This is a genomic window from Microcystis ichthyoblabe FBCC-A1114, assembly GCF_050500245.1.
Classification (GTDB): domain Bacteria; phylum Cyanobacteriota; class Cyanobacteriia; order Cyanobacteriales; family Microcystaceae; genus Microcystis; species Microcystis ichthyoblabe_A.
Map to the genome: position 1 here is coordinate 4,824,083 of NZ_CP191408.1, position 23,548 is coordinate 4,847,630.

The 23,548-nt window shown below is 41.2% G+C and carries 22 protein-coding genes and 1 tRNA gene; 15 read left to right on the forward strand and 8 right to left on the reverse strand.

Going from position 1 to position 23,548, the window contains the following annotated elements; all coding sequences use genetic code 11:
- Window positions 1-9: 9 nt before the first annotated feature.
- The 3 genes from ACQY1Y_RS23465 to clpS are packed head-to-tail and all read right to left on the reverse strand — an operon-like array spanning window position 10 to window position 2,690.
- Window positions 10-1,527: an ammonium transporter gene (locus tag ACQY1Y_RS23465; protein ID WP_430013669.1), complete on the reverse strand. Its 1,518-nt coding sequence runs from the start codon at window positions 1,525-1,527 to the stop codon at window positions 10-12.
- Window positions 1,528-1,579: 52 nt separating this feature from the next.
- The gene (locus ACQY1Y_RS23470; protein WP_430013670.1) at window positions 1,580-2,410 is read right to left on the reverse strand and encodes a CPBP family intramembrane glutamic endopeptidase; all 831 of its coding nucleotides are present in this window, start codon (window positions 2,408-2,410) and stop codon (window positions 1,580-1,582) included.
- Window positions 2,403-2,690 carry an ATP-dependent Clp protease adapter ClpS gene (clpS, locus tag ACQY1Y_RS23475; RefSeq protein ID WP_002738526.1) on the reverse strand — a complete coding sequence of 96 codons (288 nt, stop codon included), beginning with the start codon at window positions 2,688-2,690 and terminating at the stop codon, window positions 2,403-2,405. Before clpS ends, ACQY1Y_RS23470 begins: the two co-directional genes overlap by 8 nt.
- 200 nt (window positions 2,691-2,890) lie before the next feature.
- Here clpS and ACQY1Y_RS23480 point away from each other — a divergent pair, with 200 nt between their 5' ends.
- The 4 genes from ACQY1Y_RS23480 to ACQY1Y_RS23495 all read left to right on the forward strand — a co-directional run bounded on the left by ACQY1Y_RS23480 (window position 2,891) and on the right by ACQY1Y_RS23495 (window position 7,843).
- Complete coding sequence (locus ACQY1Y_RS23480; RefSeq protein ID WP_430013671.1) at window positions 2,891-3,391, forward strand: hypothetical protein; 501 nt, start codon at window positions 2,891-2,893, stop codon at window positions 3,389-3,391.
- A gap of 23 nt (window positions 3,392-3,414) precedes the next feature.
- The gene (locus ACQY1Y_RS23485) at window positions 3,415-5,514 is read left to right on the forward strand and encodes a tetratricopeptide repeat protein (protein WP_430013672.1); all 2,100 of its coding nucleotides are present in this window, start codon (window positions 3,415-3,417) and stop codon (window positions 5,512-5,514) included.
- Between the two features lie 536 nt (window positions 5,515-6,050).
- On the forward strand, window positions 6,051-6,932 hold the full coding sequence (locus ACQY1Y_RS23490) for a DUF4351 domain-containing protein (protein WP_430013673.1): 882 nt from the start codon (window positions 6,051-6,053) through the stop codon (window positions 6,930-6,932).
- The gene (locus tag ACQY1Y_RS23495) at window positions 6,929-7,843 is read left to right on the forward strand and encodes a DUF4351 domain-containing protein (RefSeq protein WP_430013674.1); all 915 of its coding nucleotides are present in this window, start codon (window positions 6,929-6,931) and stop codon (window positions 7,841-7,843) included. Before ACQY1Y_RS23490 ends, ACQY1Y_RS23495 begins: the two co-directional genes overlap by 4 nt.
- Before the next feature lie 53 nt (window positions 7,844-7,896).
- Here the strand turns inward: ACQY1Y_RS23495 and priA are convergent, their stop codons facing one another.
- Complete coding sequence (gene priA / locus ACQY1Y_RS23500) at window positions 7,897-10,386, reverse strand: primosomal protein N' (RefSeq protein ID WP_430013675.1); 2,490 nt, start codon at window positions 10,384-10,386, stop codon at window positions 7,897-7,899.
- A 33-nt stretch (window positions 10,387-10,419) separates the two neighbouring features.
- Window positions 10,420-10,605, reverse strand: a complete 186-nt coding sequence (locus tag ACQY1Y_RS23505) for a hypothetical protein (RefSeq protein ID WP_288124497.1) — start codon at window positions 10,603-10,605, stop codon at window positions 10,420-10,422.
- Window positions 10,606-11,287: 682 nt separating this feature from the next.
- On the opposite strand from ACQY1Y_RS23505, the gene ACQY1Y_RS23510 reads away from it, so the two are divergent.
- Window positions 11,288-12,421, forward strand: a complete 1,134-nt coding sequence (locus ACQY1Y_RS23510) for an RNA polymerase sigma factor, RpoD/SigA family (protein WP_002739077.1) — start codon at window positions 11,288-11,290, stop codon at window positions 12,419-12,421.
- 307 nt (window positions 12,422-12,728) lie between these two features.
- A complete protein-coding gene (locus tag ACQY1Y_RS23515) occupies window positions 12,729-13,889 on the forward strand; it encodes an aminotransferase class V-fold PLP-dependent enzyme (protein WP_430013676.1) in 1,161 nt (386 codons plus the stop codon).
- A gap of 105 nt (window positions 13,890-13,994) precedes the next feature.
- Here the strand turns inward: ACQY1Y_RS23515 and ACQY1Y_RS23520 are convergent, their stop codons facing one another.
- The gene (locus tag ACQY1Y_RS23520; protein WP_002755365.1) at window positions 13,995-14,771 is read right to left on the reverse strand and encodes an RNA polymerase sigma factor SigF; all 777 of its coding nucleotides are present in this window, start codon (window positions 14,769-14,771) and stop codon (window positions 13,995-13,997) included.
- A gap of 532 nt (window positions 14,772-15,303) precedes the next feature.
- Complete coding sequence (ruvB, locus tag ACQY1Y_RS23525; RefSeq protein ID WP_002755367.1) at window positions 15,304-16,380, reverse strand: Holliday junction branch migration DNA helicase RuvB; 1,077 nt, start codon at window positions 16,378-16,380, stop codon at window positions 15,304-15,306.
- A 23-nt stretch (window positions 16,381-16,403) separates the two neighbouring features.
- Between ruvB and hisF the strand changes: the two genes are divergently transcribed.
- The 4 genes from hisF to ACQY1Y_RS23545 all read left to right on the forward strand — a co-directional run bounded on the left by hisF (window position 16,404) and on the right by ACQY1Y_RS23545 (window position 19,034).
- Entirely contained in the window at window positions 16,404-17,168 is a 765-nt protein-coding gene (gene hisF / locus ACQY1Y_RS23530) for an imidazole glycerol phosphate synthase subunit HisF (protein ID WP_002738370.1), read from the forward strand.
- Between the two features lie 246 nt (window positions 17,169-17,414).
- Complete coding sequence (locus ACQY1Y_RS23535) at window positions 17,415-17,615, forward strand: hypothetical protein (RefSeq protein ID WP_002744967.1); 201 nt, start codon at window positions 17,415-17,417, stop codon at window positions 17,613-17,615.
- Window positions 17,616-17,734: 119 nt separating this feature from the next.
- Window positions 17,735-17,807: transfer RNA gene (locus ACQY1Y_RS23540), tRNA-Ala, on the forward strand.
- A gap of 129 nt (window positions 17,808-17,936) precedes the next feature.
- Window positions 17,937-19,034: an AI-2E family transporter gene (locus ACQY1Y_RS23545; RefSeq protein WP_271937295.1), complete on the forward strand. Its 1,098-nt coding sequence runs from the start codon at window positions 17,937-17,939 to the stop codon at window positions 19,032-19,034.
- 98 nt (window positions 19,035-19,132) lie between these two features.
- On the opposite strand, the gene ACQY1Y_RS23550 is transcribed toward ACQY1Y_RS23545, so the two are convergent.
- Window positions 19,133-19,972 (reverse strand): ACT domain-containing protein, encoded by an 840-nt coding sequence (locus tag ACQY1Y_RS23550; protein ID WP_002778287.1) that lies wholly within the window; start codon window positions 19,970-19,972, stop codon window positions 19,133-19,135.
- 221 nt (window positions 19,973-20,193) lie between these two features.
- Between ACQY1Y_RS23550 and ACQY1Y_RS23555 the strand changes: the two genes are divergently transcribed.
- The 5 genes from ACQY1Y_RS23555 (at window position 20,194) to ACQY1Y_RS23575 (ending at window position 23,520) form a co-directional block, all read left to right on the forward strand.
- A complete protein-coding gene (locus tag ACQY1Y_RS23555) occupies window positions 20,194-20,358 on the forward strand; it encodes an Asr1405/Asl0597 family protein (protein ID WP_002738845.1) in 165 nt (54 codons plus the stop codon).
- A gap of 122 nt (window positions 20,359-20,480) precedes the next feature.
- Entirely contained in the window at window positions 20,481-21,056 is a 576-nt protein-coding gene (locus tag ACQY1Y_RS23560; RefSeq protein ID WP_002738718.1) for a (2Fe-2S) ferredoxin domain-containing protein, read from the forward strand.
- Window positions 21,057-21,177: 121 nt separating this feature from the next.
- The gene (gene purU / locus ACQY1Y_RS23565; RefSeq protein WP_002739233.1) at window positions 21,178-22,032 is read left to right on the forward strand and encodes a formyltetrahydrofolate deformylase; all 855 of its coding nucleotides are present in this window, start codon (window positions 21,178-21,180) and stop codon (window positions 22,030-22,032) included.
- 137 nt (window positions 22,033-22,169) lie between these two features.
- The gene (locus ACQY1Y_RS23570) at window positions 22,170-22,799 is read left to right on the forward strand and encodes a DUF3782 domain-containing protein (protein WP_002739097.1); all 630 of its coding nucleotides are present in this window, start codon (window positions 22,170-22,172) and stop codon (window positions 22,797-22,799) included.
- A gap of 112 nt (window positions 22,800-22,911) precedes the next feature.
- A complete protein-coding gene (locus tag ACQY1Y_RS23575) occupies window positions 22,912-23,520 on the forward strand; it encodes a DUF3782 domain-containing protein (RefSeq protein WP_002738637.1) in 609 nt (202 codons plus the stop codon).
- The last annotated feature ends 28 nt before the right edge of the window (window positions 23,521-23,548 follow it).

Sequence of the window (23,548 nt, forward strand, 5' to 3'; positions counted from 1 at the left end):
ATTAATTTTTCAATCACTAAATACCCCATCGCTACCCGTTAATTCCTCGGATAATGATACTCGGATTCCTTCCCTTCCCCGTGACCAAAATAAAAAGAATAGGTCAGAAACATTGAAGGATTGACTCCTTCTAACATGAGAGTAATTAACCTGTGGGTTCTTTTGACGTAAAACAATTATTTGCATATAATAGAGGAGATTGCCAATCATTAGCCAGAGAATTAAACTAAAAATAAAAGTAAATGCCATGACTACAATCCATCCAAAAAATTGAAAAGCGACTTGAGATATAGGACTATCCTGTGTTAATCCATTGGCAAATTCTCTCGCATCTTTATTACTAAATAACCCCACCGCTATTGTTCCCCAAAAACCACAAAAAAGATGTACTGGAATTGCTCCCACTGGATCATCAATTACTTTAGTTTTAATTAAAAATTCTTCTCCTAATAAGACAATAATGCCACTAATGCCACCAATGATAATAGCTGATCTGATATTAACATAACCTGATGATGCCGTGATCCCCACTAATCCCCCTAAAATGCCATTAATAATTGTGGATAAACTGGCTTTGCGACCGATTAAAGGATTAAGAATTAATGCCAAAACTCCCCCAGCAGCAGCGGCAATCATCGTAGTAGTAATTGCCATGGGGACATCATCCAAATTTACCGCCGAACCACCATTAAAACCAAACCATCCTAACCAAAGAATTAAGCAACCAAGGGTTGCAAATCCTAACTGATGGGGTGCAAAACTTCCCCTTTCTTTTTCTTCATAACTATCGGTTTTGCGATTATAACCAAAACGTCCATCTCTCGGTTTTAGCAACCAAGCACCCACTAATCCGGCCATTCCTCCCACCGAATGCACCACCGTTGAACCGGCAAAATCTCGAAACTTAAATAAGTTATATAACCATCCTTCCGATGACCAAATCCAATGTCCTGTCAGAGAATAAGAAAAAGCAACTAAAAAGAAACTAAATAGCAAAAATGCCCAAAATTTAACCCTTTCTGCCACTGCTCCCGATACAATGGTCGCCGCAGTTCCCGCAAAAGTTAATTGAAAGAAAAATAAAGTGGCAATTGAACGACCTGGCCACAATTTTTGGAATTGACTGTATTGATTATTGGGGGTTAAAATTTCCAAGAAAAATCCTGTCCCACCAAAGAAACTATTTCCCAGTTCAGATGTATTACCAAACATGAAACCGAAACCAAACATCCAATAAGCCAAGGCAGAAACACAGAAGACAATTAGGTTTTTAGCTAAGACATTAGTGGCGTTATTAGTACGACAAAAACCCGTTTCCAGCATGGCAAAACCCGCATTCATAAAGAATACTAACGAGCCGGCTATTAACATCCAGAGATTAGCAACTAAATCCAGAGTAGAATTATTTAAATCTTGTGCTGTGACTTTGCCTACACCGATCAACAGCATGACGATAAGAGAGAAACAAAAAGATAGGATATTACGCAAACGCGGGCGATATTCTAGAAAAGATAATAATCGATTCATCGGCTATAACTCTCATGGGCAATTTCCCCTTTATCGTAATTGATTTAATCCCCTATCGTTCACTCAAAACTGCTTTTTTTCTGATCCAGATAGCGAGAATTGTCAGGAAAAGTAAACCCATCACTCCCGCTAAAGGATTTTTATCGATTCCAGTTAACCAATCGGGAACAGTACCAGTGTATTTAATTAACTGACCCACATTTAATATATAGTATGCCCAGACTAAACCCGCGTGCAGACCGATACTTTTACCCAAATTACCACCACAGGCGCGTTTGGCCCAACCGAGAATTAATCCTAGCAAGACTAAGGCAGGAAATTGGGGAAAAGTGCGGATAATTTCGGCTAAAGGTTTAATAAAGTGAGCAAGAGCGAAAATTAAGGCACTAATCACTAGAGCGATAGCGGGACGATAATCCTTTTCTAATTCTCCCAGTAACCAGCCCCGAAATAGCAATTCTTCCGCAAAACCCACCGCTAAAGCGACTAAAAACCCCTCCAGGATGATTTTGCTGATTTGGGGATTTGCGGGTAAGAAATTTAACCAACCTAGGAACCCTTGGGACAGAAAAAGCGAGAAAGTGAAAAATAGACCGATCGCTAACCCGTTAATTAACTCGATCGGCGTTTTTCTTCGCCAAATCAACCCATAATCGGCTAATCCCTCATCACCATAAATTGTCCGTCCCCACCAATGGGATAACCCCAAAAATTCCAGATAGAGAACAGAAAGGGTCAAAATTGAGACAAGATTGGCATTAGTGGCAAAAAAGTGATAGAGGGGAAGTGCGATCGGCAACCAGAGAAAAAGTAAGAGCAAAATAAAAATTCCCAGTCGCAGGGGGACTGGGTAAGTGGCAATTACCCGTAATCTTTTATTCATCGGGTTCGATGCTGCTGGTTAAACCTTTATTTTTCAAGGTTTCACAGTAAAACTCCGCGTGTTCTTGGATGCAGGTAATCACCAAGGCTGTACCATTCGTGTGCGCTTCCATCATGATATCAACTGCTTGGGGTTGCGTCATACCGGCGATCGTTTGCATTAAACTCTGAACCACATACTCCATCGAGTTAAAGTCGTCATTGTGGAGTAAAACGCGATAACGCGGTGCTGGTTTACGGATTGTCGCTGTGGAACGCTTTTCGATGACTTCTGTGGACACCGTTTCTCTCCTTTGAATCTATATCACGAATACAAGTCAATTACTTAATGATCATAATCAAAATTTCCAGATTGAGCTAGGCTTTTTCTGTGATCCGTGAGGGGGTTGGGTGTTGGGGAGTGGGGGACAGCCAAAGGAATGACATTTCTAGATGGATAGATCATAATTGAATTAATTGGCTAATTTAAGCTTATTTTCCCATGGCTACTGACGAATTACAAAATCTCGATAAAAATATTCAACGCTTAAAAGAACAATTAGCGGGAATCCGCGATGCGTGGACAGTTGCGCGTTCAGAAGATAAAGTTCTTTTGGAGCAACGCATAAACGATAAGCGCATAGAAATTAAAGAATTGGAACGAGAAAAATGGGATTTAATCGCCAGCGAGAGTCAAGAAGCATCTTTTCCTGATGCCGAGGTAATGGTAGCAGAAATTGTCACAGAATTGACGGCAATTACCAAAGAACCACCCCCTGAACTTGCTTCTGTACAAATCTTAGAATCATTAAACCAAATTCTGGCTAAACTCAATCAACCAGAGCGATCAGCAGCAGCCAAATTAAAAGCGGCCATATCTACTATACCCCCTTTTGTTTCCCTGACCTACGAAGCGGAATTAGATACTGAGTCAACTTTTAAGCGTTATTTTCCCACATTTAATCGTGTGATCGCAGGAGTGAAAAATCGTCTAAAAAAGTAAGTATTCCCTCTATACCTAGTAATGTGGGCAAAAGTACGGTTAATTTTGTCGGGAGGGAAGATGAGTTAACCTTAATTCATCAGAAATTGCAAACAGAACAAGGGGTGATTGTTTGCGCGGTGGAAGGGTTAGGGGGAATAGGAAAAACCGCTTTAGCTTTGGAATATGCGAAACGATACCAACAGGAATACGCGGCACAATATTGGTTATCCTTGCGACTATCGGGTTTAGCAGAAGAAATAGTTAAATTAGCCGGTCCCTATCTATCTTTACCAGAAATATTGAAAAAAGAATCTTTAGAAAAACAAGTGGACTGGTATTGGCAAAATTGGCTACCTCAGCAGGGAAAATTATTATTAATTCTCGATGATGTCCCCAATATCGACAGAATTCCCGATCGAATGTTACCAAAAGATTCTAGGATTAAGATATTAGTCACCACTAGGGAAAGGTGTCTTAGTACGGAATTTAAGTCTATAGCTTTAGATGTTTTACCCTTGGATAAATGTGTAGAATTATTAACCAAAATTGTTGGTACTGCTAAAGTTGAGCAAGAAAAAGCTTTAGTAGAACAGATTTGTCACGAAATTTTAGGACGCTTAACTTTAGCAGTGGAGTTAGTGGGGGAATATTTAGCCAAAAATCGTCATTTAAAGTTTAGCCATTTACGCAATAAATTAAATTTAGCTCATACTGCTTTAACTAAGGAAAGAAACCACAGAGATTATGGACATTTAGGGGTAGCAGCCGCAATTAAAATCAGTTGGGATGATTTAAGTTCTGCTGTTCAAAAAGTGGCAATGCTGTTGAGTTTATTCGCACCGGTGGCTATTGCTTGGACGTTGCTAGAAGATACGGCAAAATCCACGGAAATTACCGAAAGCGAACTAGAAGAAGCGCGGGGACAATTGGATAATTCTCATCTGATGCAACCCGTGGATGAGGACTATTCTTTTTATCGGATTCATCCCCTCGTGAGAGAATTTTTTCAAGAGCAATTACAGGCAATTCCTGAGATAAATTCTCTTTATCGATGCGCTTTTGTGGAAACTTTGTTAACCATTGCCGAAAATATCCCGCAAACCCCCACAAGGGAGATTATTGCAGCGGTAACTCCCGCAATTCCCCATCTGCAACTTGTCAGTCAAACCATGTTAGATGATATTCCCAACCCGGAAGATAATTTAATTCAGGTGTTTCTTGGGGTAGCTTTGTTTTATAAGGGACAGGGAGAATATAATTTAGCAGCAGTTACCTTAACAAAATGTTGTGAAGAAATCCAATCTCGCTTAGGAGAAAACAATCTCTATTTTGCTAGCAGTCTCAATAATTTAGCACTATTATACAAATCCCAAGGCAGATACGCAGAAGCAGAACTGTTGTGTAAGCACTCCCTTTCTCTGATAAAACAGCGATTAGGAGAAAACAATCTCGATTTTGCTATTAGGCTCGATAATTTAGCGGGATTATACCGCTGTCAAGGCAAATACGCAGAAGCAGAATCGTTGTATAAGCGCTCCCGTTCTCTGATAGAACAGCTATTAGGAGAAAACAATCTCTATTTTGCTAACATTCTCAATAATTTAGCAGAATTATACCTCAGTCAAGGCAGATACATAGAAGCGGAACCCTTGTGTAAGAGATGCCTTTCTCTGATAGAACAGCTATTAGGAGAAAACAATCTCTATTTTGCTACCAGTCTCAATAATTTAGCGGGATTATACTGCTCCCAAGGCAGATACGCAGAAGCGGAACCCTTGTATAAGCGCTCCCTTTCTATGATAGAACAGCTATTAGGAGAAAACAATCTCGATTTTGCTAACAGTCTCAATAATTTAGCACTATTATACAAATACCAAGGCAAATACGCAGAAGCAGAATCGTTGTATAAGCGCTCCCTTTCTCTGATAGAACAGCTATTAGAAGAAAACCATCCCGATGTTGCTACCAGTCTCAATAATTTAGCAGAATTATACAAATACCAAGGCAGATACGCAGAAGCGGAACCGTTGTATGTGAGAGCTATTGCTATTTATCAAGAAAGATTAGGAGAAAATCATCCCGATACCCAAAAAGTAAGGCAAAATTTTATGATTCTGTTGTCGCGATTATCCGATAAATAATTACAGCAAAGATTCCCCGATGAGATAGTTAATCTCTTAAAAAGTATCAGGTAATTAAAAGATATATCCGTTAAATAGTGCTGGCTTAATATTAGTAAATTCTTGCTAGAAAGGAGTTTTAAACTGCCATTGAGGTTGATAGACTATCCCGCTTAACGCAATTTTTATTCAATCAGTTCACGCGATTGGTTTTCTGGGGTTTGATTGCCAGAAGGCATCTTTAGCAGAGGCGGTAAGCTGACTAATTTAACAGCAAATTTCAATATCTATCTTTATCTAAGCAAATTTTAGAAAGTTTTTTGTCGATGTTAATGTTAATTATCAGTAGTCGGAGATAAAATCTTAAGAAATGTCAATTATCACTATTCTTAACGACCCTCAATAAATTAGAATCAGATCATAAATGCGATCGCTTGCTCAATTCTCGATGATTAATCTAGAGGCTAAAATCAGCAACTGAGGCAATTAACCTTTTTCAAGCTACCGAGTTTAGGTGGTAGTCACTGATAACTGATAACTGATAACTGGTAACTGAAATGACTCGCTTTATTTGGGATAAATTTAGCAAAGACTTCTTAGAAACCCTTCTTTCTCCCTACGGTACAGTAGTTGTCAGCAAAGAAGTCACCTCAGAAATTAAAGAAATTGATGTGTATTTTAATCCTAATATCTCTGAAATTCCCTCTCAGTTAGGACTATTAGGCAAATTATGCCAAAATCCCTGTTTATTGGAACCCTATCGCAATGGGATTACCCTTGATGGTATCAATGATTGTCTATCCAAGCGCTTTGCTATCCGTGAAATCTTCCACAGAGAAGCAAAGAGAAATAAACAGAGAATATCAGAGGGGGAGATACCTAAGTTATGGATTCTCACTCCTACAGCTAGTGAGCGCATTTTATCCCTGTTTACGGCTCAATTACAACCCAATTGGGGAGAAGGGGTTTATTTTCTCCCGGAGGGTTTCGGTACAGCGATTGTCGTCATTCATCAGTTACCCGCAATCCCAGAGACATTATGGTTAAGATTATTGGGTAGAGGAGGAACAAGAGAGAGAGCTATCGATGAATTAACCAGATTATCACCGAATAATCCCATAAAATCGGCTTCCTTAAACTTATTGTATAATTTGAGTAGAAATTTAGAAGCGTTATCGAAAAAAACACAGGAGGATAGGGAGTTTATTATGCGTTTAGCTCCACTTTACCAACAGGATAGGGAACGAGCGGTTCAAGAAGGGGTACAGCAGGAAGCATTAAAGTTGGTTATTAGACTTCTTCAGCGACGTTTCGGTGAAATACCCCAGAATCTAGAAGAAATCATCCGTAAACTTCCTGTGGAGCGGTTAGAAGACTTAGGACTCGCTTTATTAGACTTTAACACTTTGACGGATTTAGATAACTGGTTGCACCCGTGACTCGCTTTATTTGGGATAAATTTAGCAAAGACTTCCTAGAAACCCTTCTTTCTCCCTACGGTACAGTAGTTGTCAGCAAAGAAGTCACCTCAGAAATTAAAGAAATTGATGTGTATTTTAGTCCTAATATCTCTGAAATTCCCTCTCAGCTAGGATTATTAGGCAAATTATGCCAAAATCCCTGTTTATTGGAACCCTATCGCAATGGGATTACCCTTGATGGTATCAATGATTGTCTGTCCAAGCGCTTTGCTATCCGTGAAATCTTCCACAGAGAAGCAAAGAGAAATAAACAGAGAATATCAGAGGAGGAGATACCTAGGTTATGGATTCTCACTCCCACAGCTAGTGAGCGCATTTTATCCCTGTTTACGGCTCAATTACAACCCAATTGGGGAGAAGGGGTTTATTTTCTCCCGGAGGGTTTCGGTACAGCGATTGTCGTCATTCATCAGTTACCCGCAATCCCAGAGACATTATGGTTAAGATTATTGGGTAGAGGAGGAACAAGAGAGAGAGCTATCGATGAATTAACCAGATTATCACCGAATAATCCCCTAAAATCGGCTTCCTTAAACTTATTGTATAATTTGAGTAGAAATTTAGAAGCGTTATCGAAAAAAACACAGGAGGATAGGGAGTTTATTATGCGTTTAGCTCCACTTTACCAACAGGATAGGGAACGAGCGGTTCAGCAAGGTATTCAACAAGGTGTACAGCAGGGTCTTGAACAGGGTAGAATTCAAGAGGCCAATCTTGTTATTAGACTTCTTCAGCGACGTTTCGGTGAAATACCGCAAAATCTTGAGGAAACCATCCGTAACCTTCCTGTGGAGCAATTAGAAGACTTAGGACTCGCCTTATTAGACTTTAACACTTTGACGGATTTAGATAACTGGTTGCACCCGTGAACAATAGCGATCTCGCGTAGCGAGCGCGTTGCGAGCGCATTATCCATCCCTGATTATTCTATCGTCAAGGGGTCCACATCGATCGCCATACTTACCTTGGGTAAAACTAAGCTTTTTAGGGGAAGAAAAAGACGACCGATATCAGCCTTTTCTCCCGATAATTTTAACAGAATTTGCCAGCGATAACGGTTAGCCACGCGCATAATTGTTGCGGGTGCAGGTCCCAAAATATCCCAATCGGAACCGAAATTATTAACACATTCCTCTGCGACATTTTCAGCACTTTTCTGCACTGCTTCCCCATCTAAACCACTAAAGCGAATTAAGACTAAACTGCCGTAGGGAGGATAATTTAAACCCTCTCTCTGCATTAATTCCGTCTCGACAAAACCCTCATAATCGTGGGTTTGCACTGCTCTAATCACGGGATGTTCGGGGGTATAGGTTTGGATAATTACCTTTCCTTCTGTTTCTCCCCTTCCTGCTCTCCCTGCTACTTGGGTGAGGGTTTGAAAAGCGCGTTCGGAGGAGCGATAATCGGAGTGATAAAGTAAACCATCGGCTGCCATTACTCCTACTAGGGTAACTCGCTCTATATCTAATCCTTTGGTGAGCATTTGGGTTCCGACTAAGACATCGAATTCACCATCAGTAAATAGTTTTAATAGTTCCCGGGGAGCATTTTTGTTGCGGGTGGTATCACTATCAAAACGCAAGCAGCGCAAATCAGGAAATTCTTTGCTTAATTCTTGGGTGACTCGCTGAGTGCCAGTACCGAAAAATTTTAGATAGGGAGAACCGCATTCAGGACATTGTTTCGGATGGATGCGACCATAGTTGCAGTAGTGACAGCGGAGTAATTCTTGCGCTCCCGGTTCGGTGTGATGGTAGGAGAGAGAGACATCACAGTGGGGACACTCCAGCACATAACCGCAACTTCGACAAGATACAAAGGTACTATGTCCCCGGCGGCTGACGAATAAAATTGCCTGTTCTCCCTTGTCGCGCAGGGTTTCCAGAGATGAACGCAGGGATTGACTAAAGAGGGAACGATTGCCTCGCTGCAATTCCCGTCGCATATCGACGATTTCCACCCGCGGTAAGGGGCGATTTTGGATGCGATCGGGCAAAGATAGGTAAAGACGGGGATTAGCTTGGGATTCTAGCCATGTTTCTAGGGATGGCGTGGCCGAGCCTAAAATTACGCGACAATGGTTTAATTGAGATCGCCATTTAGCCACGGTACGCGCGTGATAGGTGGGAAGTAATTGACTTTGTTTAAAGCTGCTATCGTGTTCTTCATCGAGGATAATCATGCCTAGATGGGGTAAAGGAGCAAAAATCGCCGATCTCGTCCCGATAATAACTTGCGGGGTTCCTGTCAACATCTGTCGCCAGGTATCGTATCTTTCTCCTTCCGAGAGGGCGCTATGATAAACATAGACTCGATCGCCAAAACGGGCCACAAAGCGATCGGTTAGTTGCGGTGTTAATCCAATTTCGGGGACTAAAACCAAGGCAGATTTACCCGCTGCTAGGACAGGTGCGATCGCCTGTAGATAGACTTCTGTTTTACCCGATCCCGTCACTCCATGTAAGAGAGCGCTTTCACCACCTTTTAGGGTTTGAATGGCTTCTAAAGCTTGTTTTTGACTAGAAGTGAGTGTTTTTGGTTGATCCCTGCTCATAATCGCCGAGGATAAGCGCAGAAATTCTCGATCCTCAATCACCACATAACCCTTGTCAATGAGCGGTTTAAAATGTTTTGTCCCCGCAAGTTTTACCAATTCTGGCAGCCACATTTCTCCTCCCTGGTGGCGTAAAATTTCGAGAATTTTGCGCTGATTTTCGGTTAAATCCCTAGGAAAGTCGGTTATTAGCAGGGTAATGGCTTTTTTTTGTTTAATATTGGTACTTTTGGGTGCTTCTAGATAACTTTCTACCCAACCGCGCTTAACTAAGTCTCGGATACCGTAATTGGCATTTTTTACTTTTTCTTGCAGGTATTTCGCCGAATAATCGCCTTCTTTTTGATTTTTGAGCAGGGATAAAATCTGACGGGAGAGGGGAGTACAAAAAACTTCGGCACCGGGGGGAATCGCTGCTGGTTTTAATCTGATGCGACGTTGGGAACTTCGCAGTAAACCCGTAGGTAAAGCGACGCGAACAACGGTGATTAAATCTGTTGCGTAGTATTGGGCGATTTTCGTCAATAACTGCCAATAATTATCGGGAAAAAACCCCTTAGCTATCACATCTTCCACGGGACGAATTTGATTTTCTTCCAGTCCTGCGGGCAAATTTTCGAGAAATCTAAGAGCAATTCCCCCAATTACCTGAGAACCGAAGGGAACGCTTAAAATATCGCCAATTTCTACCGTTAAATCCGGGGGAATACTATAGGTTAATATTTGCTGATCCTCTTGACTATCTCTAGGATAAGGCCGATCGACCAAAACTTCTAACCACGGTTGTCTAGTTGTGGTTAATTGGTAAGGTGTGCGAGGTTCCGCTACAGCTAGAGTAGCATGGCGATCGAGCATGGTTATCAGTTATCAGTTATCAGTTATCAGTTATCAGTGGCAAGTGGCAAGTGGGGAGAATGAGGTATTTAAATTATAGTTTAAAGCTTGAGGGCTCTCCCAGGTTTGGTGGGTAAAATGTATTCTAAGATACATTCCTCCTAGTGAGGGGGTGGAACGAACCACAAAGACACAAAGGACACAAAGATCGATCGATCCTATGTAAGTTAAACTTATCACACAGAACCTAGAAGAGCCGCTTGAGGGGAATAAAAATAGCTAATTTTCTCTAAAAACAGTTTAAATATTGCTTTTTTGTCCACAAATTCAGTTATCAGTGGCAAGTGGCAAGTGGGGCGAATGGGGTATTTAAATTATAGTTTAAAGCTTGAGGGGAATAAAAATAGCTAATTTTCTCTAAAAACAGTTTAAATATTGCTTTTTTGTCCACAAATTTTGATTTTTAGCTAGTGAAGTCTCCCCAAAATAATTTTTGGCCACCCTTAAGCATTGATAAAGTTAATGATAATCATTGACTATTAGCTATTGAATTAAAGCATAGTTAGTCAAAACTTGAGAATAGTTCTCAATAAAAAAAGCAAAGAATAGTCATAAAAAGCTGACTGCTATCTTGATTGTTAAGAAGCGTGATCTTTACCTAGTCAAATACTAAAAACCTTAGTTAGAGTGTATAAGTGGAAACCCTGAAAGTCTCCCCTATTCACCAGAAAATCTGATTATCTGGTTGAGCGATTTGTAACAATCCACACAGAAGCGCCTAATTATATCCCAGAAATGGCCGCCATTAATTAAGAAAACGTTTAAAAAATCTGCTCCCCGAAAATTCAATGTAACAATCAGCCCATTGGGAGAAACTAAGTTTTTCCCCCCTATTATAACCCCACTCCATCCATAACTGCTTATGAAAATCTCTAAACTAGCCGCTGATGATAATTTTAATCAAATCATTGCCCTGGAGACAAATCCTTTAGAACTGGACAGCGTGGATTTTAATGAAAGAACTGACGAGGATATGACTGAATCTTTACCGGAAACCCTAAAAAACACTCGTGGGAGTAGTGGAACGGGATACGATAAAGGCAGCAATGAAGATACTGTTGGCGCATTTTTTAAAGAAATGGCTCGTTATCCCCTGCTTAGTGCGGAAGAAGAAATTGAATTAGCCTACTCGGTTAAGTTTCTCATGGAAGCGGAAGAAGTACGCCAAAAACTGCAAGAAAATTTACATCGTCCCCCGACGAAAACAGAATGGGCGATCGCTTTAGAATTAGATAATGAACGTCAACTGGAAAACCGTCTTTATCGCGGACGAACAGCTAAACGGAAGATGATTCGTTCTAATTTGCGCTTGGTGGTTTCTATCGCTAAACGCTATTTAAATCGCGGGGTTCCTTTCTTAGATTTAATTCAAGAAGGTGCGATCGGACTCAACCGTGCGGCCGAAAAATTCGATCCTAATAAAGGTTATAAATTCTCTACCTATGCTTATTGGTGGATTCGACAAGCAATCACCCGCACCATTGCTAACGATGCGCGAACAATTCGTTTACCGATTCACATTGTCGAAAAACTCAATAAACTCAAAAAAGCGCAGCGCATTCTCAAGCAAGATTTACAGCGCAATCCCAATGAACGGGAACTCGCGGAAGCGTTAGAAATAACTCCCGAACAATTGCGGCAATTATTACAATTGCGTCGTCAATCTCTCTCTTTAAATCATCGTGTAGGGAAGGGAGAAGATACGGAATTAGTGGATCTTTTGGAAGATGATGATCTACAACTTCCCGAAGATAAAATGAATGAGATGATGATGCGTCAAGAAATTTTCGCAGTTTTAAGTGATGTTCTCACCGAACGGGAAAAAGATGTTATCTCCCTCCGTTATGGTTTAGCTACCAGTCAACCCTATACCCTAGAGGAAGTGGGGGGAATGTTCAATTTATCTCGCGAACGAGTACGTCAAATTCAAACTAAAGCGATGCGAAAATTACGTCGTCCTCAAGTCGCACGTCGTCTGAAAGGATGGTTACATTAATAACTTTTTCTAACTCGTTCTCTTCTCTCTCCTTTTTCTTGGAGAGCTTTTTTTGTCGATATTTAGCTTAAAATTAAGATCAAGCTGATTTTCTCAGTAGATAGTCATAATACCTATGAACCGACATCTCCAACAGAAAGTGAAAACGGGAAAATATCAATCTCCAGAAAATCATCCTCTCATGGATGGAGAAACTTTTGTCACTGAAATTGTCGATCATAAATATACTAGCTAGTTAAAAGCTGAATATAATAGGCAATTTTTCAGCTATTTTTTCTAGTTCTCAATAAAATCAAACTAATTCAATATGTCTAAAAACTCTTGGTTAATTCCCGATAATATTTATTTTCTCAACCATGGTTCCTATGGTGCAACCCCTAGAATAGTCTTGGATTATCAGCAACAATTGCGGGAACGAATGGAAAGGCAACCCTTAGCATTTTTGGGGAGAGAATTAGAGGGTTTATTAGATATTTCTAGGCAAAAATTAGCGGATTTAGTGGGAGTAAATAGCGATGATTTAGTCTTTGTTCCCAATGCAACCACAGCAGTGAATGCGGTGTTAAATTCCTTAACTTTTCAGGAAAATGAGGAAATTCTGATCACCGATCAGACCTATAATGCTTGTGCTAATGCAGTTAAACATATAGCTAAAAGATGGGGTTTAAAGGTAATTATCGCTAAAATTCCCTTTCCTGTACAGTCTCCTTTAGAAATTAGTCAAGCAATTTTAGCATCTGTTTCTCCTCGGACAAAATTAGTAGTTTTAGATCATGTCACCAGTCCCACGGCCTTAATTTGGCCAATCGCAGAAATTGTGCAAGAATTAAATAATCGGGGTATTGATACTCTCATCGATGGCGCTCATGCTTTAGGTTTTTTACCCCTTAATATCGGGGCAATTAATCCCACCTATTATACTGCTAATTGTCATAAGTGGTTATGTAGTCCCAAGGGGGCTGCTTTTCTCTATGTGCGCGGGGATAAACAGGCAATAATTCGACCTTTAACTATTAGCCATGGGGCTAATTCTCCTCGACAAGATCGTTCCCGTTTTCAGTTAGAATTTGCTTGGATGGGAACCGATGATCCCAGCGCTTATTTATCAGTGCCAAAAGCGATCGAGTTTTTAAATTCTCTCTCTATTGATGGTTTACTGGGTCTGATGGCGAGGAATCATAATTTGGTTTTAAAAGCCAGAAATTTGCTTTGTCATGCCTTGCAGGTCAATTATCCCTGTCCAGAATCAATGATCGGATCGATGTCCTCAATTCTAATTCCTAGTTATGCTTGGATAACAGAAGATTTATCCAGACAACTGTGGGAAAAATATCAGATTGAAGTGCCGATAATTCCCTGGGGAGAAGCATCATTAATTGTGAGGATTTCTGCTCACTACTATAATTCGATCGAGCAGTATGAATATTTAGCCGGGGTTTTAAATTACTTGCTATTGGAGTCAAGATAAGCTGGGAGAGAGGAGCATCGGAGCAGGGGAAAAAAATCCATAACTGAGTTTTTAAAGTTGAATTGGGAGTTAATAACGGACTTGCTATGAGAACCGATAATTGGGCTAAAATGCCTCTTGGAGCATGGTTTCCTTGAGCATTTCTAAACCTTTTTTCACCCGACGGGAGACGGTAACAATACTAATGCCTAATTGTTCGGCGGTTTCCCGTTGAGTAAGATCTTTAAGGAAGACAAATTCGAGAATATAACGGGTTTTCTCTTCTAATTGAGCCAGTGCCTGTTGTAAACGAATGCGATCCTCTTGACAAAGTTGAAAGCTGCGATAACCGGGATCGGGAACGATGTCTTTTAAACAGGTGTTATTATCTTCATCGTTATTAACCGTCGCATCGAGACTAAGAGGTTCACGGTTTTGGAAAGCCAGTTTTACCTCTTGCCATTCTTCGATCGAAATATTTAAAGCGAGGGAGATTTCCGTATCATTGGGTTGACGATTGTGGATAGTTTGGAAATCGCGACGCATATTTGTCGCTTGTCTGCCTAAATCTAACCAACGACGAGGAATGCGAACTGTGTAACCTTTATCGCGCAGATAGTGTTGAATCTCGCCACGAATATAGGGAATAGCGAAGGAACTAAAAGCATGACCTTTGCTGCTGTCAAAACGTTTGATCGCCCGAATTAGTCCCATACAGCCAACCTGCACTAAATCTTCGTAATTTTCATGGCATTGATTGACCCAATGATGAGCTTCCCTTCTGACTAATCCTAGGTTTAACCGGATAATTTGATCCCGAAACTTATTATCCCCTGTTTTTTGGTATTTTTGAAACAGGGTAAGAGTTTCTAGTTTAAGATTTTCTTTATTTAGGCCAGACATAGGACGTTAACAGACTTAAAAAATCATTGACTATAAAAGCTCACTATTGCATAGCTCTGACAAATCCCAATACAGTCTAGATTGGAAGCGGCAAGCAATGGCAACAATGTAACTTACTACAATCTTGATCGTACGGTCTTTACATAAAGGCTTGTGTGATTTCAAGCAGTCAAGGCAGTATTTAAAGACACAAGTGAGCTAAAACGCTGGTAATTAGGGTTGGCTGAAAAAGTTGTTCCTAGAGGCAGGGTGTGGGGTGTGGGGAAGTGGGGAAGTGGGGAAGTGGGGTGTGAATTTGGCTCTACCGAACCTGTTATGTAAAACTATCAACAACTTATGATTGTAAAGCTTGTACACTAAGGCTTTGAGTTTTTGTTAAATTGATATTTATCAACTTTAGAGCATTGCTGTGCAGAGAGTGAGCTTGAGGAATTTTCTACAGTGTAAGTTCGGAAGAACCGTGAATTTTACCCCCGAAAAGTCTTAATCCAACAAGGTTTTTAGATTTATTCAGCCAACCCTATCTAGAAAACTAGAACTCGAACAAAGGTAAACTCCGATCCTTATTTTTCGGCAATTTCGCCAGTAAACCTAAATGTTCGTAGGCAGCCGCTGTCACTACGCGGCCCCGGGGAGTCCGATGAAGATAACCTATTTGTAATAAATAAGGCTCATACACCTCCTCAATCGTCTTGGCATCTTCTCCCGTGGCTGCCGCTACCGCTTCCAATCCCACGGGTTTGCCTTGAAACTGTTCGATCATCGTCTTTAATACTAATCGATCGGTCCAATCTAAACCCATAGAATCCACATTTAATTGATTTAATCCCTCAGCGGCTAACTGGGGGGTGATAATAGTTTCTCCCTTCACCTGCACATAGTCGCGCACCCGTTTTAATAAACGATTGGCAATGCGTGGAGTTCCCCGACTGCGACGGGAAATTTCGATCGCACCTGCTTCAGTCATGGGAATATTAAAAATAGTGGCACTTCTGAGCATAATTGCTGTCAATTCCTCGACCGTATAGAAACGCAGACGTTGAATCATGCCAAAACGATCGCGTAAAGGCGCAGTTAAAGAGCCAACTTTGGTAGTAGCACCGATTAAAGTAAAGGGAGGCAGGGAAATACTGCGAATTTTCGCTGCTTGACCCTTACCAATCGTCACATCTAGGCGATAATCCTCCATAGCTGGGTATAATAACTCCTCCGTCACCCGATTCAGTCGATGAATTTCGTCGATAAAAAGAATATCCCGGGGTTGAAGATTGATCAGGATGCCGGTAATGTCCCGGGGACGCTCTAAAGCGGGGGCGGCAGTAATGCGGCAATTTACTCCCATCTCAGCCGCTAAAATTAAAGCCATGGTGGTTTTGCCTAACCCCGGCGGTCCGTAGAAGAGCAAATGATCGATCGCTTCTTGTCTAGCTTTGGCCGCGGCGATGGTGACTTTTAGATTAGCCTTTAAGTCCTGTTGACCGATATAATCCTCTAGGGATTGTGGACGAATCTGCGCTTCTGCTTTTTCCGTTTCTTCTATAGTGGGATTGGGAGTGAGCAGATTTTCCTCGGCTGCCGGGGGGGAATTGTGCGATCGTTTGATGGCCATTGTTACAATCAAGAGTCTAGGATATGTTAGCGAAGCGGATTTTGCCTTGTTTGGATGTCAATAAAGGTCGGGTAGTTAAAGGGGTTAATTTTGTCAATCTTCAGGATGCTGGCGACCCCGTGGAGTTAGCTCGCTTGTATAATCAGGCAGGGGCTGATGAGTTGGTTTTTCTTGATATTACTGCTACCCATGAAGATCGCGACACGATTATTGATGTAGTCTATCGCACAGCGGAACAGGTTTTTATTCCTCTGACCGTGGGGGGTGGCATCCAATCCTTAGAAAATATTAAAAATTTGTTAAGAGCCGGGGCCGATAAAGTCAGCATTAACTCGGCTGCCGTGCGCGAGCCGGAATTGCTCGATCGAGCCAGCGATCGCTTTGGTAAACAGTGTATTGTGGTGGCGATCGATGCTAGACGACGCAAGGATGTGCATAACCCCGGTTGGGAGGTTTATGTTCGGGGTGGACGGGAAAATACGGGTATTGATGCTTTATTATGGGCTAAAGAAGTGGAAAAACGCGGGGCGGGTGAGTTGTTAGTTACCAGTATGGATGCTGACGGCACGCAAGCGGGTTACGATCTGTCCTTGACAAAAGCGATCGCAGAAAGGGTGGAGATTCCTGTGATTGCCTCTGGAGGAGCAGGTAATTGTCAGCATATCTACGAAGCATTGACGGAAGGCCGAGCAGAAGCGGCTTTATTGGCTTCTTTGCTCCATTATGGTCAATTAACTATCGCTGAGGTCAAAAATTATCTGCAAAATCACCAAGTCCCCGTGCGTTAGCTAGGGAAAATGAGAGCAAGATTTACAGAACTTAATCTGGTGATTGAGTCGCTTTTCCCCAGAAAAGGATTTCTTCAGGCTGCAAACCAAGAAGAGCAAAATTTAGACCTATTACTTAAAGTCAATGGCTGACGGCTGACAGCCGCGATCGAGCAACCAGCAAAAAATCCCTTTTTTAACTTCCCTCCGATTATCCCTCCAGAAAATTATGTATTAGAATAGAAGAAAGTTAACAAAATTTAAAATATGTTAGTTCCGATTCTCATCTTTGACCTCGGTCTTGTGGCTTGGTCATTGCATCTGATGCAGCAAGCGTTCGACAGGCAAGAGTTTTCCTTGATGCTGGCGGGAACCTTGGTGGCAGCAGCGGCAGCGGCTATGTTAGTAGTTTATTTCCTCATGGGCCACTGTTTAACCTATTTAACCCAAATTTCGGCTCCTGTCTAAATGGAGGCGATTGTTTCACCATTGTCTTATCAGCGATCGCATTGTGAGGGACAAATTTTTTTCTCGTCACCCCTTGACAAAGTAATTCTATTTAAGCTATATTCAAAAATGGTCTTCGCGGGGTTATAGCTCAGTTGGTAGAGCACCTCAATGGCATTGAGGGGGTCAGCGGTTCGAATCCGCTTAGCTCCATACAGTTAAGATAAGAGTTTCAGGGTTACTGGAACCAAAAAAGTGGCGAGGAGATGGTAGATTGAAAGAGGATTTCTGGTTAGAAAAGTCTCTTTTTACATACATCGATACTCTCTCAGGACAAAATTAATGATAGAGCTTTTTAAGCAACTACCTCGTTGGTTGCGGCTAAGTCTGGTTTTTCCGCTTTTATTTCTCAATGGTTGGTTATTATTCCAATTATTTAGCTATCTAGAACCCTTAGTCAGTATTTTTGTCACTGCTAGTTTACTAGCTTTTGTCTTAGATGTTCCCATCAAACTACTGCAAAGACGCGGGGTTAATCGCAGTGGTTCGATCGCTATTGTCTTTTTAATTGCCCTATTAATTTTGAGCGTTTTAGGTTTAATTTTAATTCCCCAGATTGTCGAACAATTAAGCAGTTTAATCAATAGTTTGCCCCAGTGGATCGAGTCGGGAACCGAACAGATACAAAATTTAGAAAAGTGGGATAAAACTCAGAAATATGCGATTTATATCGAGCAATCAATCACCCAGTTATCGGAACGACTAACTAACGTTTTGCAAACTCTTAGCACTCAATTACTGAGCTTTGTGCTGGGAACTATCAACAGTATCCTAAACATTCTCTTTGTTCTGGTTATAACTGTCTTTCTGGTTCTCTATGGCGAACAAATTTGGGAGGGAATTTTAAGCTGGATTCCTGCTCCCTGGAATCTCAAATTAAGAACTATTATTCGTCAAACTTTTGAAACCTATTTTGCTGGTCAAACCATTTTAGCGGGAATTCTCAGCCTGGCTCAAATTTTTGTTTTTGTCATTCTCAAGGTCGATTATGCCCTATTATTCGGGGTGGCGATCGGTCTAACTACATTAATTCCTTTTGCCAGTGCCTTTACCATTATTGGCATTAGTACCCTACTAATGTTTCAAGATTTTTGGTTAGGGTTAAAAGTTTTGACCCTGACTATTATTGTCGGTCAAATTAATGATAATGTCATCGCCCCTCGGCTAATGGGAGGTATGATCGGACTTAATCCCGTCTGGATTATTCTATCTCTTTTTATCGGTGGCAAAGTGGCAGGAATTCTCGGTTTATTGATAGCAGTTCCCATCGCTAGTGTGCTGAAAAGTACCATCGATATCATCCGCTCACAGCAGCGGGAAAAAGAACCGGTAGTTATCCTAGAAGAAACGGTGAAAAATTCCTCGGAGGAGAGCAAATAATAATAAATCCTGTTTTTTCAGTGAACAGTAAACAGTAATGAGTGAATTGAAAACTCACATCTGCTAACTGCTAACTGATAACTGATAACTGATAACTGTTATGAGCGGCTAATTTCTTCGAGAATAGCCATCGCTTCTGTCACCCTATCCCTAGGGATAAATAAATGATCGTGATAATAACCAGAAATGACATTGACGCTAATTGCCGCTTCGGACAGTTTCTCACTAATCACCGCTAAAAATCCCACCGCCGCTAAACTAGAGTGCACAGAAAGAGTAATTTGTCTATAAATATATTTGTACTGTAAATTCTTGCGATCGGCTTGCTGACGGGGAATAATCACCGTTATTCCTTCCTCTTCCCGAAATTGGCAGATAGGAGTTAATTGTAGCTGTTCCAGTCCTGTTGCTGTGAGGGAAGAGAAAACGAATTCTTCAGTATTTAGGATTGGTTTCAGGGATTGGAGCAGAATATCGAGATTAGTTTCGCCTTCCTCGGGTTTTTCTGGCGATTTTTTCGCCGCATCCATACACTGATTAGCAGCAGCGTCAGCCACACTATTTTTAGCTCGTTCAATCCAGCGCCAGCTAATGCGATCGAATTGGGTGACTAATTGACAAGCACGCTGATAAAAGGGACGTAAACTATCGCTTTTTACCTTCCAGTCTCCCTTAACTTGATTGATGACTAATTGACTGTCTCCCCGAATTTCTAGGCTTTTTAAGCCTAATTCTTGGGCTTTTTCCAATCCAATAATCAATCCTGTGTATTCAGCCTCGTTATTAGTGGCTATCTCCATATATCTACTCGTAGTCAAGGAATTACCCTCGGCTAAAACTATTACCGCTGCACCGGCTGCTCTCCCCGGATTGCCGCGAGAACCACCATCAAAATAGAGAACTGCTGAATTATCGGTTTTTTGAGCTTTTTTATCCATAATTTTCGTCAATAAATCTTGGTATCTCCATTTTTATCCCTTTGACAATTGTAGGCGGTAGCGATTCCGGGATCGGCAAAGCGGACAAGCAAAATTTTAGCCGATCGCCGCTACCGGATAACTTTTTTTCTGCAAGTTATTGATAATAATTTGCAGTTGTTGGTTATACTGAGAACATCAGCCTAGAGTTATATTGCTAATAGTTCTCAATTAAAAGCCCCATGAGTATAGACAAATGGCCATCGAAAGGTGAGAAAATCTTCAATCTTAGTGCTTGGGATCCCTGGCAGGTTTACCACCAGATGCAAGCCCTAAACATTGAATGTCAATGCTCGCTCCATCAGCTTTTGCCGGTTCGCATTGATGCCTCCGCTCAACTTTTATAGCTGTGGATTGTCCTGCGACAGGTGGAGGCCTCCCGAGGCTGTTTAATCCCTTGGCTGGAAACCTGTTGGCAAGCATAATCCTTGAGAAAAATTAGCAATCTAAGAGTAAAAAGTGAGAAAGTATGTCAAAATCTGCAACTACCATGATTCCCTTTCAAGTGGTCGGTCAATTCCTCGGTTTTGTCCTCAAGGACGGATATAAGGTAAAATACCTGAGAATCAGTGTTGATAAACGGGAATATTGGTTTAAGCCCGAAAAAACACTGCGAGACCACATACCTCTCAATATTGCTCTCCACTCATGGCTAAAAGTGACGGGAGAAAGTAGTCTTTGTTCAAAAAAGGGAAAATTAAAACTGAGGGTACTAGGGATTGAGCATTTATCCGGCGAAAAAACCCCAGAAGTCACCCCGGCAAAAGCGAAAAAAGCCACCGTTTTAATCTGTCAGAAGTCCGATTGTTGGAAAAATGGCGGTGCGAGAGTCTGCCAAAGGTTAGAGAGTAGTTTAGAGGAAAAAGGACTGGGAGAAGCGGTGAATATTAAATTAACCGGCTGTTTAAAACAGTGCAAAAAAGGCCCGAATCTGGTGGTTATGCCCGATAAAAAGCATTATAATCAGGTAGCTCCCCAAGATGTCCCCTCCCTAATCGAGCGGCATTTTGCCACTTCTGAGCAAGAGAATACTGTATCAGTTTAACTAGAAATTTAATCGGAGATCGCTGTTGACAAACGATCTTTTTTGTGTATCAAAGGGACGAAGTGCCTAAAATTGTAATAAATTAGGGGTAGAAAAAGTCAATTCTTGCCGCCGATAATTTATGACTGGTACCACTGCAACCTTGTTAATTTCTTGTCCCGACCAGATTGGTCTGGTGGCGAAAATCGCTAATTTTATCTACGCTAATGGCGGCAATATTATCCACGCCGACCAACACACGGATTTTTCGGCAGGATTGTTCCTGATGCGGATAGAATGGCAATTAGAGGGGTTTAATTTACCCCGTGGGATGATCGAACCAGCTTTCGCCGCTATTGCCAAACCTTTGCAGGCTAGTTGGTCTCTACATTTTTCCGATACTGTCCCGCGTCTAGCTATTTGGGTGACAAAACAGGATCATTGTCTCCTCGATTTATTATGGCGACAACAGGCGGGAGAAATTAGGGCAGAAATTCCTTTAATTATTAGCAATCATCGAGAATTACACTCAGTTGCCAATCAATTTGGTATTGATTTTTATCATCTTCCTATTACCGCCGAAACCAAGATTGAACAGGAAGCCAGACAATTAGAGTTACTGCGGGAATACCGGATAAATTTAGGGATTTTAGCTAAATATATGCAGGTTCTCACCCCAGATTTTATTAACTTTTTTCCCAATATTATCAACATTCATCATTCTTTTTTACCGGCTTTTGCGGGAGCTAATCCCTATCAACGGGCCTACGCTCGAGGGGTAAAAATTATTGGAGCCACGGCCCATTATATCACTGCCGATCTCGATCAGGGGCCAATTATCGAGCAGGATGTGGTCAGAGTTAGTCATCGCGATACCGTAGGAGATTTCATTCGTCAAGGTAAGGATTTAGAAAGGGTGGTGTTAGCGCGAGCGGTACGTTTACACTTGCAAAATCGCGTTTTAGTTTACGCTAATCGCACGGTAGTATTCGCTTAAGGTTGCTAGGGTAAGCTCATCTAAAATGGTATAAGATGTACTTGACAAAAAAGAGAGCATGGAAGGTTAAAAATTAGGAAGTATCGGCGCGATTGACTAAAATAACAATAGACTAGATCGGAAGGAAACAATTATTTATGGCAACCACATCCGAAGACGTATGGCGACTCTTAGCCGAATTAACTGCCGCTCAAAAAGAAACTGATAAACAACTCAAGGAAGTCAGTCAACAACAGAAGGAGACTGAACTACTATTGAAGGAAAACGCCCAACAACAGAAGGAAAACGCCCAACAACAGAAAGAAACTGACAAACAACTCAAAGAACTGGGCAAACAAATTGGGGGACTCGGTGCAAAATTCGGCAGCTTTACCGAAGGACTTGCCCTTCCTTCAATGGAAACGATTCTCGGACAACAATTTGGTATGGAGGTTATCAGTCCCAGTGTGCGAGTCAGTAAAGAAGGACAACACCTAGAAATTGATGTTCTTGCCTATACCAATGGTGAGCTAAATACTGCCTATATCGTTGAGGTTAAAAGTCATGTTAGACAGGAAGATATTACTCAATTAAAAAGTATTTTGCAACGGTTTCGCCGCTTTTTTCCTGAACACAAGGATAAAAAACTCTATGGCATATTAGCGGCGGTTGATTTATCCCCAGAATTACGCGAAAAAATTCTGCAAGAAGGGCTTTATGTGGCTCGGATTCATGACCAAGTATTTGAATTAGATATTCCCGATAATTTTCAGCCTCAAACCTATTAAAAATTTCGATGTGATCGCTATATCTTCCCCAAAGGCAGAAACACTCTCTTCTTCATGAATCGGCAAAATTTAGTAAAATAGTAATAGACCAAATCAGAGAGAAAAAATCATCATGGCAACTACATCCGAAGACGTATGGCGACTCTTAGCCGAATTAACTGCCGCTCAAAAAGAAACTGACCGACAACTCAAGGAAACTGACCGACAACTTAAGGAAGTTAGTCAACAACAGAAGGAAAACGCCCAACAACAGAAAGAAACTGACAAACAACTCAAAGAACTGGGCAAACAAATTGGGGGACTCGGTGCAAAATTCGGCAGCTTTACCGAAGGACTTGCCCTTCCTTCAATGGAAACGATTCTCGGACAACAATTTGGTATGGAGGTTATCAGTCCCAGTGTCCGAGTCAGTAAAGAAGGACAACACCTAGAAATTGATGTTCTTGCCTATAGCAATGGTGAGCTAAATATTGCCTATATCGTTGAGGTTAAAAGTCATGTTAGACAGGAAGATATTACTCAATTAAAAAGTATTTTGCAACGGTTTCGCAGCTTTTTTCCTGAACACAAGGATAAAAAACTCTATGGCATATTAGCAGCGGTTGATTTATCCCCGGAATTACGCGAAAAAATTTTGCAAGAAGGGCTTTATGTGGCTCGGATTCATGACCAAGTATTTGAATTAGATATTCCCGATAATTTTTCACCTCAAACCTATTAAATAACCCTGCTCTAGGAAAAACTTTTTC